At 71.5% G+C, this 12,318-nt stretch carries 13 protein-coding genes; 9 read left to right on the forward strand and 4 right to left on the reverse strand.

Annotation, left to right across the window (positions count from 1 at the left end; genetic code table 11):
- Positions 1–119 precede the first annotated feature (119 nt).
- A complete protein-coding gene (locus ACFYO0_RS03440; protein WP_388669831.1) occupies positions 120–1,991 on the forward strand; it encodes a LuxR C-terminal-related transcriptional regulator in 1,872 nt (623 codons plus the stop codon).
- Between the two features lie 56 nt (positions 1,992–2,047).
- Here ACFYO0_RS03440 and ACFYO0_RS03445 read toward each other — a convergent pair whose 3' ends face one another.
- Complete coding sequence (locus ACFYO0_RS03445) at positions 2,048–4,651, reverse strand: CHAT domain-containing protein (protein ID WP_388669834.1); 2,604 nt, start codon at positions 4,649–4,651, stop codon at positions 2,048–2,050.
- A gap of 153 nt (positions 4,652–4,804) precedes the next feature.
- Here ACFYO0_RS03445 and ACFYO0_RS03450 point away from each other — a divergent pair, with 153 nt between their 5' ends.
- Genes ACFYO0_RS03450 through ACFYO0_RS03460 form a run of 3 tightly spaced genes read left to right on the forward strand, consistent with a single transcriptional unit; the run spans position 4,805 to position 7,430 of the window.
- Positions 4,805–6,250 (forward strand): S8/S53 family peptidase, encoded by a 1,446-nt coding sequence (locus ACFYO0_RS03450; RefSeq protein ID WP_388669837.1) that lies wholly within the window; start codon positions 4,805–4,807, stop codon positions 6,248–6,250.
- Positions 6,247–6,921 (forward strand): RNA polymerase sigma factor, encoded by a 675-nt coding sequence (locus ACFYO0_RS03455; protein WP_388669840.1) that lies wholly within the window; start codon positions 6,247–6,249, stop codon positions 6,919–6,921. Before ACFYO0_RS03450 ends, ACFYO0_RS03455 begins: the two co-directional genes overlap by 4 nt.
- Positions 6,918–7,430: a hypothetical protein gene (locus ACFYO0_RS03460; protein WP_388669843.1), complete on the forward strand. Its 513-nt coding sequence runs from the start codon at positions 6,918–6,920 to the stop codon at positions 7,428–7,430. Before ACFYO0_RS03455 ends, ACFYO0_RS03460 begins: the two co-directional genes overlap by 4 nt.
- A 43-nt stretch (positions 7,431–7,473) precedes the next feature.
- On the opposite strand, the gene ACFYO0_RS03465 is transcribed toward ACFYO0_RS03460, so the two are convergent.
- Positions 7,474–7,710 carry a hypothetical protein gene (locus tag ACFYO0_RS03465; RefSeq protein ID WP_388669846.1) on the reverse strand — a complete coding sequence of 79 codons (237 nt, stop codon included), beginning with the start codon at positions 7,708–7,710 and terminating at the stop codon, positions 7,474–7,476.
- Between the two features lie 148 nt (positions 7,711–7,858).
- Between ACFYO0_RS03465 and ACFYO0_RS03470 the strand changes: the two genes are divergently transcribed.
- The 3 genes from ACFYO0_RS03470 (at position 7,859) to ACFYO0_RS03480 (ending at position 9,426) form a co-directional block, all read left to right on the forward strand.
- Positions 7,859–8,320: a TIGR03668 family PPOX class F420-dependent oxidoreductase gene (locus tag ACFYO0_RS03470; protein WP_388669849.1), complete on the forward strand. Its 462-nt coding sequence runs from the start codon at positions 7,859–7,861 to the stop codon at positions 8,318–8,320.
- 96 nt (positions 8,321–8,416) lie between these two features.
- Positions 8,417–8,836, forward strand: coding sequence for a CBS domain-containing protein (locus ACFYO0_RS03475; RefSeq protein WP_388669851.1), 420 nt, complete (start codon positions 8,417–8,419; stop codon positions 8,834–8,836).
- Positions 8,837–8,880: 44 nt separating this feature from the next.
- Positions 8,881–9,426, forward strand: coding sequence for a DUF6886 family protein (locus ACFYO0_RS03480; RefSeq protein ID WP_388669854.1), 546 nt, complete (start codon positions 8,881–8,883; stop codon positions 9,424–9,426).
- A gap of 45 nt (positions 9,427–9,471) precedes the next feature.
- Here the strand turns inward: ACFYO0_RS03480 and ACFYO0_RS03485 are convergent, their stop codons facing one another.
- Entirely contained in the window at positions 9,472–9,837 is a 366-nt protein-coding gene (locus ACFYO0_RS03485) for a cupin domain-containing protein (RefSeq protein ID WP_388670849.1), read from the reverse strand.
- 99 nt (positions 9,838–9,936) lie between these two features.
- Positions 9,937–10,404: a MarR family winged helix-turn-helix transcriptional regulator gene (locus ACFYO0_RS03490; RefSeq protein ID WP_388669858.1), complete on the reverse strand. Its 468-nt coding sequence runs from the start codon at positions 10,402–10,404 to the stop codon at positions 9,937–9,939.
- Positions 10,405–10,618: 214 nt separating this feature from the next.
- On the opposite strand from ACFYO0_RS03490, the gene ACFYO0_RS03495 reads away from it, so the two are divergent.
- On the forward strand, positions 10,619–11,584 hold the full coding sequence (locus ACFYO0_RS03495; protein WP_388669861.1) for an alpha/beta hydrolase: 966 nt from the start codon (positions 10,619–10,621) through the stop codon (positions 11,582–11,584).
- A 71-nt stretch (positions 11,585–11,655) separates the two neighbouring features.
- A complete protein-coding gene (locus ACFYO0_RS03500) occupies positions 11,656–12,147 on the forward strand; it encodes a peptidylprolyl isomerase (protein WP_388669863.1) in 492 nt (163 codons plus the stop codon).
- Positions 12,148–12,318: the final 171 nt, after the last annotated feature.

Genomic DNA, 12,318 nt, shown 5'->3' on the forward strand with positions numbered 1-12,318 from the left:
CGGAACATGGCCTGTGGTCTGCGCACAGGATGCCGCCTGCCGCCTGCCGGGCGCATGAGTCGAGGGGTACTCAAGTCACCCTGTATCAAGGGTGAGTAGCCCGACTCTTCTTGTACGTGATGACTTACGAACGGGACGCGAAGACCCTGGAACTGCCCTGGCCGTTCACCGGACGCGAAGGCGAACTGGACCTGATCCGCAGGTCGCTGGCCGCCGGACGGCACGGCATGGTGGTGACGGGCCCCGCGGGCTGCGGAAAGACCCGGCTCGTCACTCACGCCATCCGCGACACCGGCTGCGCCAAGGTGACGGGGACGCCGCAGACCGGGCAGCTGCCCTTCGCCGCGTTCGCGCACCTGCTGCCGGAGAATGTCTCCTTGCACCGCGCCGTCCAACTGCTCGCGGACGTACGGCTGTTGCTCATCGACGACGCGCATCTGCTGGACGACGCGTCCGCCGCCCTGGTCCACCAGCTGGCCGTGCACGGGCGTACCCGCCTGCTCGTCGTCGTGACGGACGGCGAGCCGGTCCCCGGCGCGATCTCCCGGCTGTGGACCGGAGAGCTGCTGCCGCGCCTTGGCCTGGAACCGCTGCCACGTGAGGACCTGGCACAGCTGGTGGCGGTGGGCGCCGGCGGTGCGGCGGAGCCACTCACTGTGAATCGGCTGCACCGGCTGTGCCAGGGGGATCTGCGGCTGCTGCGCGCCGTGCTCGGCGCGCTGCGCGAGCGCGGACTTCTGCCCCGGGGGTCCGACGCGTGGGCCTGGAGGGGCCCGGTGCCGGTGACCGCGACCCTGCGCGAACGAACCGCGAAGGCCCTGGACCGGCCCCACCCGGACGAACGGGCGGTCCTCGAACGGCTCGCGTTCAGCGAACCTTTGCCCCTCGGTGTCGCCGAGCTGGACCTACAGGTCCTCGAACTCCTCGAAGCGCAGGGACTGGTGGCCATCGACGGCCACTCCTCGGTCCGCCTCGCACACCCTCTCCATGGCCCGGTGCTCCGCTCCGAGGCCGGACAACTGCGGGCCAGGCGGCTGGCCCGTACACCGTCCCGGTGCGGCCCGGCCCTCGACGCGGAGGCCGCCACTTTGGCTCGGCGGATCGAGCAGGCAGACGTACGGGACGTGCCGACGCCGATCGGGGACTGGCTGGCCGGGGAGGGCGCGGGCCCGGACAACTCGGTCCCGCCCCGGTACGCGATGCTCCGCGCCCGGTACGCACGGCTGCGCGGAGAGCTGCGGGAAGCCGTGGCGTGGGCGCGGGAAGGCCTGCGGGCGGCTCCGGACGACCGGGGCTGCCGTGCCGAACTGGCCGTGGCCGAAGCTCAGTTGGGCACCGCGACGGCAGCCGCTCACAAGCTGCTTGCGGCGCATCCCGCGTCAGTAGGGGCGGCGAACACCTGGCTGAGGGCCGCCCGAGGTGACACCGCCGGGGCACTGGAGTCCATCACGGAGGACGACGCCTACGCCCTGCATGACGCGGCGCGCCTCGGCGACCCAGCCCTGGTCGCGGACCGGTTGGCCCGGCTTCCCGGCGAACCCGCGGCCCTGCTGGCCCGGCACGCGGACGCACTCACCCGGGGTGACGGCCCGGCCCTGGACCGAGCCGCCGAACGCCTGGAGCAGCGCGGCTTCCTGCTCTTCGCAGCCGAAGCACACACGCAGGCCGCGTCGGTGCACCGCGACCCGCGTGCCGCCCGCATGTCGCGTACGCGCGCCGTAACCCTGGCCCGCCGCTGCCAGGGAGCCCGCACCCCGGCACTCTCCGGCCTGGTCCTGGGCGAACTCACAGCCCGCCAACGGCAGATCGTCACCCTCGCCGCCGCCGGCCTGAGCAACCGCGAGATAGCGGACCGGCTGACCTTGTCGATCCGCACCGTCGGCAACCACCTCCACAGCGCCTACACCCGGCTCGGCGCGACCGACCGCGGCTCCCTGCCCCGGCTCGTACACGACCCGGAGGGAGGAGTGCCGGACGCACGGTCGGCGTGACGCAGTGCGCTCGGCCTGCAGGCCGAGCGCACAACCACCCATAGGCGCAACGCCCTTCAGGCCGCCCCGAACGCCGTGAACGCCCACCCCGTCGCCTGATGCACCGCATCGCCCGGCAGCGCGGCACGCGCGTCGCGCAGTGACTCGGCCAGGGACAGACCGGAGCTCAGGCCCTTGTGAAGGGCGAGCATCAGCGGCACCACTGTGGCGTCGTTGACGGGGACGTTGCTCGCCACGATGCCCGCCGTGCCCAGCGGGAGCAGGGCCGTGACCAGGCCGAGGACCTCGTCGGCGCCGAACGGGGCGAGGCGGGCGGTGTCGCAGCTGGACAGGATGATGCGGTACGGGCTGCGGTTGAGGCGTTCGAAGTCGTGCACGATCAGCGGGCCGTCGGCCATCCGCAGGGAGGAGAAGAGGGGGCTGTCCGCGCGGAACGTACCGTGCGCGGCGATATGCGCGAGCACAGCACCGTCGAGCGAGTCCAGTACGCGGGGCACCCGGGCCTCGTCGCCTTCCAGCACGGTCGTGCCGCCGTAGCGGTCGGCGAGTTCGGGCACCTCCGCGCCGCCGGTCGCGAGGCCGGGGCCGCGGACCAGTACATGCCCTCCGTCCGGCGGCGGCTCGGTCTCCACGGCCCGCAGCCAGCTGCTCGCCGACGGCGAGACGCTGAGGACACGCTCGCGGAGCGAGGGCAGCAGCGCCCACGGCACGCGGTGCAGCCTGGCCGGCGGCACCACCACGAGCGGGCCCGGGCCCAGGTGGGAGACGGCCGCGCCCAGCAGCAGTTCCTCCAGCCGACGCCCCGCGGCCTCGAGCACCGGGAGCCTGCCCTCCGCCCCGGGATGGGCAAGCCGCCGCAGCCCGGCCTGCACATGCTCGGACTCGGCCAGCACGTCCGCGAGCGGCCCGCCCTCGAACCGCCGTACGCGGCCCTCGCCGCAGAGCAGCACCTGTACCCGGCCGCCGAGCTCGGCGATCTCGACCAGTCGCCCCCCGCCCAGCCGCTCCAGCAGCCTGCCGGGATCGAACCGATGCCCGTCGCCCGGCACCTCACCGCGCATACGCAGTGTCCGGGACCGTATCTCCCGCTCAAGACGCCGCTGTTCACGCTCCAGTGCCGGCACCGGCCGCGCGTCGACGCGGGCCGCCTCCGCCCGGGCGGCGATCTCCCGGAAGGCGGTGAGATTCCGCGACAGGGCCGGATCGGCGGGCGGCCGGGTGGGCGGAGCCGACAGCACCGTGGCCCGCCAGCGCTCGCTCCACACCAGCAGCCGCCGCGGCCCGCCGGAGACCAGGCTGGCCCGCTGGGCCAGCGCGGCGAGCTCCGCACCCTGCGCGGTCGCCCGGGCGCGCAACTCGGAGGCACCGAGCGTCATCCGGTGGTCGTCGAGCACATCGAGCCCGCGCCGGCAGGCCTCCAGTACGCCCCGGCTGGAACCGGCGGCCTCGGCCCGCAGCGCCTGCGCGGCCCAGCCCGTCATCCGCGCCAGCGGAGGCCCGCTCCGCCGGCTGCGCGCGGCCACGCCCAGATGCAGCTCGGCCTCGGCCCGTCGGCCCAGGCGCAGCGCGATCCGCCCCGCGAGCAGCGACGCCTCGGGCACGGCCGGCGAGCCGCATTCCGTCAGCCGCTCAGCCACGGCCGCGGCATCGGCGACCATCCGCCCCGACGTACGCCCGGCCGCCAACCGCGCGTCGATCAGCACAAGTTGGGCGTGCGTCTCCCACCAGGCGCGCTGCTGGCCCGCGAAATGGCGTACGGCATCTGCCGCCCGAGCGATCGCGATGTCCGGTTCGCCCGCGAGCCGAGCGGCACGGGCGGCGGCCAGCAGCAGCTCCGCCTTGCGGGTGGTCTGGCCGCCGATACGGTCGAGCACACCGATCGCCGCATCGGCCTCGGCCAGCGCCTCGGGCGCGAGACCTGCGGCCATCAGGACCTCACAGCGCCGGATGTGGAACACGAACACCGGGGTACCGAGCTTCGCGTACCCCTCCTCGGCCTCGTCGAACAGCCGCAGCGCCGCGGGAATGTCGCCAGAGCGGAAGGCGGCCAGCGCCCGGCTCTCCACGACATCGGCCTTGTCGTGCTCCTGGCCGGTGGTGTCCCACAGCTGCTGAGCAGCCGTGAAGTCGGCCTCGGCCCGCTCCACCGCGCCGAGCGCCAGATGCACGGTGGCACGCAGCGTCAGGGCGCGCGCCGTCCAGATCACATCGCCCGCCTGCCGTAGCACGGGCGTCGCCCGGCGCACATCGTCCAGCGCCTCACGATGGTGCCCCAGCACCCACCACACGTACGCCCGCCGGTACAGGACACGGGCGCGGGTGTGCCTCGTGCCCCGCGCGACGCCCCGCTCGAGCGCGGCAAGACCCTGCCGCGTACGACCGGCGTGGACCAGCGCCACCCCCAGTGTGCCGAGGACGTCCGCCTCCCGGTCGGCCGAACCCGACCGTGCCGCGAGATCACGGGCGCGCCGCAGATGCCGCAGGGCGACCCGCAGATCACCGAAGTCCCGCTGCCACATACCGATGACATGGTGGGCGACTGAGGCGTGCAGCGGCGAAGGATCGGTGTCCAGCACCGCCTCCGCCCTCGCCAGCGCGTCGCCGGGGCTGGCGAACACCATCGGGAGCAGCTCGAAAATCGGGTCGCTTCCGGCTGTCACTCAAAGGATGGTAGGGCCGCGGGCAGTGCGGCAGACAGGTGTGACGCCGATTCGGCCATCACCGTTGCCGAATCGGTCGATCAGCGCCGCTGTATCAATCAGCCATTACCCGGCTCTGATTGACGACCCGTCGAACGAAGGGGAGGACACGCCATGGCACCACAGCGATTCCAGGAGCAGTTCGACCAGGTCCGGCGCGCGATGCCGGACGTCCCCCTGGCGATGGGGCCGGACGACTCCGCCGAGTTCTTCTACGAGCAGGGGGTCGTCCTGGCCCGTGACGGCGAGGACGCACGGATCGTCGAGGACACCCTGCGGGCACGGTCCGCCGACATCCCGGGCCTCACCGCGGACAGCGTCCGCAGGGCAGGACCGGAGACGAACCGGTCGGGCATCACCCGCATCCAGGTGGGCGACCCGGCGGCAGGCATCCGATCGGGATCGGGCGACCGTGCCGTCGCGGGGGCGCTGCGGGCCATGCGCGAGGTGGAGGGCCGGGCCGAACGCCGCCTGGTGAGCCGCAACCACGTCGTGACGATCGCGGTCAACGCCTGCCCCGGCGACGAACCCGTGCCCGCCCAGCCCACCGTCACCGCCAACCCGACGCCGGCGGAAACGGCGTACGTGCCCGAGACCGCCGTCGGCGTCCTGGTGATCGACACCGGACTCATGCACGACTACCGGTCGTACCCGCTGCTGGCGCACGTTCAGGGCGACGGCGCGCTCGCGGAGACCGACGACCAGGGCTTCCTCAAGCAGTACGTCGGCCACGGCACGTTCATCGCGGGCCTCGTCGCGGCGGTCGCCCCCAACACCGACATCACCGTACGGGGGACCCTCGGCGACGTCGGCGCCATCCTGGAGTCCGAGTTCGGCGACAAGCTCTTCGAAGCCGTCGACCAGGACGGCTGGCCCGACCTCATCAGCCTCTCCGCCGGCACGTCGAACGGCAGCACCGACGGCCTGCTCGGCCTGGAGCGCTTCATGGAGGAGCTGCGCGACCAGCCCCGTACGCTGCTGATCGCGGCGGCCGGCAACAACGCGAGCGCCACCCCCTTCTGGCCCGCCGCCTACGCCGACGTCCCCGGCTACGAGGACGTGGTGCTGTCGGTCGGAGCGCTGCGCGGCGACGGCGAGTTCGGCGCCTGCTTCAGCAACCACGGCTCCTGGGTGAAGATCTACGCGCCGGGGGAGAGGCTGACCAGTTCGCTCACCGGTTTCGACATCCCCGTCCCGTACCTGTACCAGCACTCCACGTACGACGCCTGCCGACACGGCTTCGCCTACGTCTGCACCTGCCAACACCCCCAGCACATCGGCGTGTTGAGCGAGGAGCAGCAGCCGACGCCCGCCAAGCCGGAGCAGGTGATGTTCGAGGGACTCGCGCAGTGGAGCGGCACCTCGTTCGCCACCCCGGTGACCGCCGCGATGATCGCCGCCCATATGACGGCACACAAGGAGAGCGACCCCCGAGCCGCCCGGCGGCAGCTGCTGTCGGCGAACCGCGACTACGCGGAGGTACGCGGCGCAGTCGTGCCCGCGCTGCGCCCGCCGACCTGGAGCCCCGTCCCGGTCGACACGCCCTCCGCGACGGCATGACCTCCCGCTCGGGCACGGTGCTCTGGTCCCGGATCACGGTCGGAATCCCCCACTCCGCGGCGTACGATGACTTGCCGTACACGAGGGGTGGGGCCGTGGATCGTGATGCTGTCGGTGCGCTCGTCCAGTCCGCCGCCGACGGGGACGCGGCGGCCTGGAAAGCGCTGGTGGACGGGCTGAGCCCGCTGGTGTGGTCCGTCGTACGCGCGCACCGGCTCTCCGACGCCGACGGGCACGAGGTGTACCAGACCACCTGGTTCCGCTTCGCCCAGCACCTCGGGCGGATCCGCGAACCGCACAAGGCCGGGTCCTGGCTCGCGAGCACCGCGCGTCACGAGTGCCTGAAGGTCATCAAGAGCACCAGGCGGCTGACTCCCACGGACGACGCCCGGGTGCTCGACCGGATCAGTGAGGACCGTACGCCCGAGCAGACCCTGATCGAGTCCGAGGAGGCCGCCGCGAAGGCGGAACGCATTCGCCGGATGTGGCAGGAGTTCGACGAACTGGGCGACCGCTGCCGGGAGTTGCTCCGCGTGCTGATGGCCTCCCCGCCGCCCAGCTACCAGGAGGTGTCCGCCGCGCTGGGCATCGCCGTGGGCAGCATCGGACCGATGCGCCAGCGCTGTCTGGGCCGGCTGCGTGCACGTCTTGTCGCACGGGGGGTGCTGTGAACGACAACGGTGGCAACGACACCTTCGACGCCGAGGGCACCGACGGCTTCGAGGCGTTCGAGGCGTCTCAGGACGACGCTCTCGAGGAGGCGCTGCGCGAGGCCGCCGCCATCCTGGACCCGGTGCCCGCCGAGCTGCGGCACATCGCCGTCGAGGCCTACGCCCTGCACGCGATGCGTGATGTGGACGCGCAGCTCGCCGAGTTGACGTTCGACTCACTCGTCGACGCAGCCCCGGTCAGGGGTGCGGACGTGCCCAGGATGCTGACCTTCAACACGACCGCCCTCACCGTCGACGTAGAGGTGACGGCCCAGGGGATGACGGGCCAGCTGCTGCCGCCGCAGCCTGCCCGCATCGAGATCCTGGGCACCGCGCAGCCGGCGGCGGCCACCACGGTCACGGCCGACGACATGGGCCGCTTCCTCTGCGACCTGCTCCTCACCGGTCCGTTCGCCCTACGGCTGCGGACCGACGAGGAGGTCGTGGTGACGGAGTGGCTGCGCGTCTGAATCCCGCATCGTGCCCAGGTGCCGAATCCGGTGCTGAAGCCCGTCAGGCGAACCAGTCCTGTTGCGAACCGGGCTGTGAACCGGGTGGCTGGGGACGGGAGTTGGGGGCAGGAACCGGGGCGGGAGCAGTGGGGGAGCGGGGTGTCCGGCCGGCAGGCGAGGGTTCCGCTTCGGCGATCCAGCCGAGTTCGCTCTGGAGTCGGCGGGCCTCGCTGCGGACCTGGAGCGGAATATCGCCGCGTTCGGAGATCAGTTGGTCGTAGATCGGTGCGTCGTGCACGAGCGGTGCTTCTCCTCAGGTCGGTACGTCACCTCGACCTTAAGGCCGCCCCGTCACCGCGTCGGACGTACCCCCGGCTCGGCCAGAACCAGAACCCGCGCGACCATGGACGGACACCGAGGCGAACAAAGATGGACGGAGGCTCCTCATGCCGGTCATGGACGAGGCCGAGGCGCGGCAGTGGTTCGTCGAGGCCCGGGTGGCACGCCTGGCGACCTCGGACGCCGAGGGGCGCCCGCACCTGGTGCCGCTCGTGTTCGCCCGGCACGGCGACGAGATCGTCACCGCCATCGACTGGAAGCCGAAGCGGCCGGGCCGGGTGAAGCGGCTGGACAACATCGCCGTCCACCCGGAGGTGTGCCTGCTGGTGGACGCGTACGACGAGGACTGGGACCGGCTGTGGTGGATACGGGCGGACGGCACCGCCCGGGTCGTACAGCCGGACGCGCCGGAAACGTACGCGCGGGACGAGTACGCCGCCGCGGTCGAACTGCTGCGGCAGAAGTACGCCCAGTATCGTGAGCGGCCCCCCGACGGGCCGGTGATCGTCGTCTCCGTACGACGGTGGCACGGCTGGCGCGCCCGCTCCGACGAGGACCCCGGCCTATGACATGGCACGGGAGCGGGCTTGGAGCCGCCTCCTGCGGGTACTGGGTCGGTCCAGCGGCGGCTGGGGATGTCGCCGCCCGTTCATCGGAGGACAGCGATGGCTCAGAAAGTCCGCGAGATCATGACGAGTGCCCCCGTCGCGGTGGGCACGCGTACCGCGGTCAGCGAGGTCGCGCACCGGATGCGTGACGAGAACATCGGTGCGGTGCTGGTCGCCGAGGGGGACGAACTGCGCGGCCTGGTCACCGACCGGGACCTCGTGGTGCGCGTGCTCGCCGAGGACAAGAACCCCGCCGACACGACCGTGCAGTCCGCGTGCAGCCCGGAACTCGTCACCGTCACCCCTGACGACGAAGTTGGCCGCGCCGTGCAGTTGATGCGTGAACACTCCCTGCGCCGGCTCCCTGTCGTCGAGGGCAGGACCCCGGTGGGGATCGTCGCCCTTGGCGACCTCGCCATCGAGCGCGACCCGGAGTCCGCGCTGGGCGACATCAGCGCGGCCGCCCCCAACCAGTGACGCGCGACCGTCCCTGGGCGGTGGCGCTGCGGTAGAAACAGTGCATGCGCCCACGACCTGGCGAGGTACTGCACTTCTCGGAAGACCCGACGATCACCGAGTTCCGCCCGCACGTCGCCGCCACCGCCCAGCAGACGGAGGCATACGTATGGGCCGTCGACCATGCCCGGGCACCGGACTACTGGTTTCCCCGCCAGTGCCCGCGGGCCATGGCCTGGACCGCGCAGGGCACATCCGCATCCGACCGGGAACGCATTCTCGGTCCGGGCGGTGGCCAGCGCGTGCACGCCATCGAGTACGGCTGGGTGGAACGGTTCCTGAGCGGCCGGCTGTTCGCCTACCGGTTCTCCGCCGACGCCTTCCGGCCGTTCGGCGAACCGGTACCGCACGCCTTCGTGGCGAGTGAGCCCGTCGAACCGCTCGGCTCGCCCGAGCCGGTCGGCGACCTGCTCCAGCTCCACCGGGGCGCCGGAATCCAGCTGCGCGTACTCGACAACCTCTGGGAGTTCTGGGACGCCGTGATCACCAGCACGCTGAGATTCAGCGGCATCCGCCTGCGCAACGCGACGGCCAGGCCCGTACGTAACTGATCCGTACGTAACTGCTCCGGACGTAACTGGTCCGGGAACGCCGGGCTATCCCTCCTTGGCCTTCGCGTACTCCTGGGCCATGCCGCCGGCGAAGTCGTACGCCACCACGGGTTCGTCACCGACTACCCAGGCGTCATGCCCGGGCGGTACGACAAAGACATCGCCGGGTCCGACCTCGCTCTCGGCGCCGTCGTCCATGCGGACGCGCAGCCGTCCCTGGACCACATAGCCGTTGTGATGGACCTGGCAGCTCTCGGTCCCCGCGATCGGGCCCACGGACTCGGACCAGCGCCAGCCGGGCTCGAAGGTTGCCACGGCGAAGTCCAGTCCGGTGAGGTGGACGGCTTCGAGGTGGCCCCTGGGGAAATCGCGCCGCTCATCCGGCTTTTCGACCGTCTTGACCTCGATCATCGTGCTTCCCTCCACTCTGGCCATGGCCAGCACTGTCGCGGGCCTGAACTCCATCGTCTGCCCGTCAACCGGGGACCGCCATTTGAGGGACCGGCGAGGTCAGTCCTCGGTGACGTTCGCGGTGAGCAGGCGGAGCAACTGCTTGGCCATGGCATCCTGTTCGCGGGTCAGGCCCATCGCGTCACCGATGGCCACGGGCACGGTGTCGGCCCGTTCCTGAAGGCGCGCGCCGGTCTCGGTGAGACGGATGGCGACGGAACGCTCGTCGTCCGCACGGCGCTCGCGGCGGATCAGGCCGTGTGCCTCCAGGCGCTTGAGGAGGGGGGAGAGGGTGCTGGATTCCAGCTGGAGGGCGGTCCCCAGGTCGCGTACGGACACGTCGCATCCGGCGTCACGCTCCCACAGCACGAGCATCACGAGGTACTGCGGGTAGGTGAGCCCGAGCTCGTCCAGCAGGGGCCGATAGCGCGCCGTGACCGCCCGCGAGGCCGCATAGAGGGCGAAGCAGAGCTGGTCGTCGAGGAGCAGGGAGCCCTCCTGCCTCGGTTCCGCCCCGGTTGCGGTCATGGTCTCGCTCCCTTGTTCTGGTCCTGTGCCCGGCATGAGGCTCCTGTGCCCTGCATGAGGACGTCCACCTTATCTTTTCACGTCCTCTCGATTGTATCGAGCACTAATAGATTGTGCACGACCAAATAGCACGCTACTATCTCGTCGTGCCGCCGCTCCCCAGCGCAGACCGCCTCCGGAGTGCGCCCGCGGCATTCGACCCGAGGAGACCGCCATGACTGACAACGCCGGACCCCGCCCGGTCCTGGAACCCGCCGCCCTGTCCTTCGCCGAGGCGACCGCGAACCCTCCGTACCTCTTCGACCTCGGCCCGGCGGACGGGCGCAAGCTCGTCGACGAGGTGCAGTCGGGCGAGGTCACCAAGCCCGCCGTCGACGAGGAGTGGGTCGTCGTTCCGGGCGGCCCCACCGGCCAGGTCCGCGCGCGTATCGTGCGACCCGCGGGCGCACAGGGCGTTCTCCCGGTGATCGTGTACATCCATGGCGCCGGCTGGGTCTTCGGCAACGCCCATACACACGACCGCCTGGTGCGCGAACTCGCCGTCGGCACCGGCGCCGCGGTGGTCTTTCCCGAGTACGACCTGTCGCCCGAGGCCCGCTACCCCGTCGCCATCGAGCAGAACTACACCGTCGCCCGGTGGATCGTCACCGAGGGCGCCGGTCACTCCCTCGACGCCGGGCGCATCGCGGTGGCCGGTGACTCGGTGGGCGGCAACATGAGCGCCGCGCTGACCCTGATGGCCAAGGAGCGCGGCGACGTGCCCCTCGTCCAGCAGGTGCTCTTCTACCCGGTCACCGACGCCGCCTTCGACACCGGCTCCTACCACCAGTTCGCCGAGGGCTACTTCCTGCGCCGCGACGCCATGCAGTGGTTCTGGGACCAGTACACGACGGACGAGGCCCAGCGCGCCGAGATCACCGCCTCCCCGCTGCGCGCCACCGCCGAGCAACTCGCCGGGCTGCCCCCGGCGTTGGTCATCACCGCCGAGGCCGACGTCCTGCGCGACGAGGGCGAGGCCTACGCCGACAAGCTCCGCAAGGCCGGCGTCCCGGTCACCGCGGTCCGCTACCAGGGCATCATCCACGACTTCGTGATGCTCAACGCCCTGCGCGAGACCCACGCGGCGGAAGCCGCCATCGCCCAGGCGGTCAGCACTCTGCGTACGGCCCTCGGCACCTGACGCGACACGGCCGGGCCCCGGGGGCGGGGCCCGAAGTGTGCGACGGCGGGTGAAGGTGTGAGGATGAAGCCATGAGTAACGTGTACTTCGACATCACCATCAACGACCAGCCCGCCGGCCGGATCGTCTTCAAGCTGTACGACGACGTGGTCCCCAAGACCGCGCGCAACTTCCGTGAACTGGCCACGGGCGAGCACGGCTTCGGCTACGAGGGCTCCGGCTTCCACCGGGTCATCCCCGACTTCATGCTCCAGGGTGGCGACTTCACCCGCGGCGACGGCACCGGCGGCAAGAGCATCTACGGCGAGAAGTTCGCCGACGAGAACTTCCAGCTGAAGCACACCAAGCCGGGACTGCTGTCCATGGCCAACGCCGGGCCGAACACCAATGGCTCGCAGTTCTTCATCACGACGATCGTCACGGACTGGCTGGACGGCAAGCACGTCGTCTTCGGCGAGGTCGTCGAGGGCCTGGACGTCGTCAAGGCCATCGAGGCCCAGGGCTCCCGTTCCGGCGCCACCAGGGTGCCGATCAAGATCGCGAAGTCCGGCGTCGTCGCCTAGCCGACGACGGTCGACAAGCACCGCGGCGACCTCCGTCGACCCGGCTTCCCTGGTCGGCGGGGGCGCGGTGTGCCGGGACTCAAGCGCCTGACGGGACAAGGGCCTTGAGGTCGCAGGCGTTGCGCGGCAGCGCCTGCCCTCCCGTAGCGTTGCGCCGTATCCACGACTACG

It is taken from the genome of Streptomyces sp. NPDC006365, from assembly GCF_042870755.1.
Lineage (GTDB): Bacteria > Actinomycetota > Actinomycetes > Streptomycetales > Streptomycetaceae > Streptomyces > Streptomyces xiangluensis.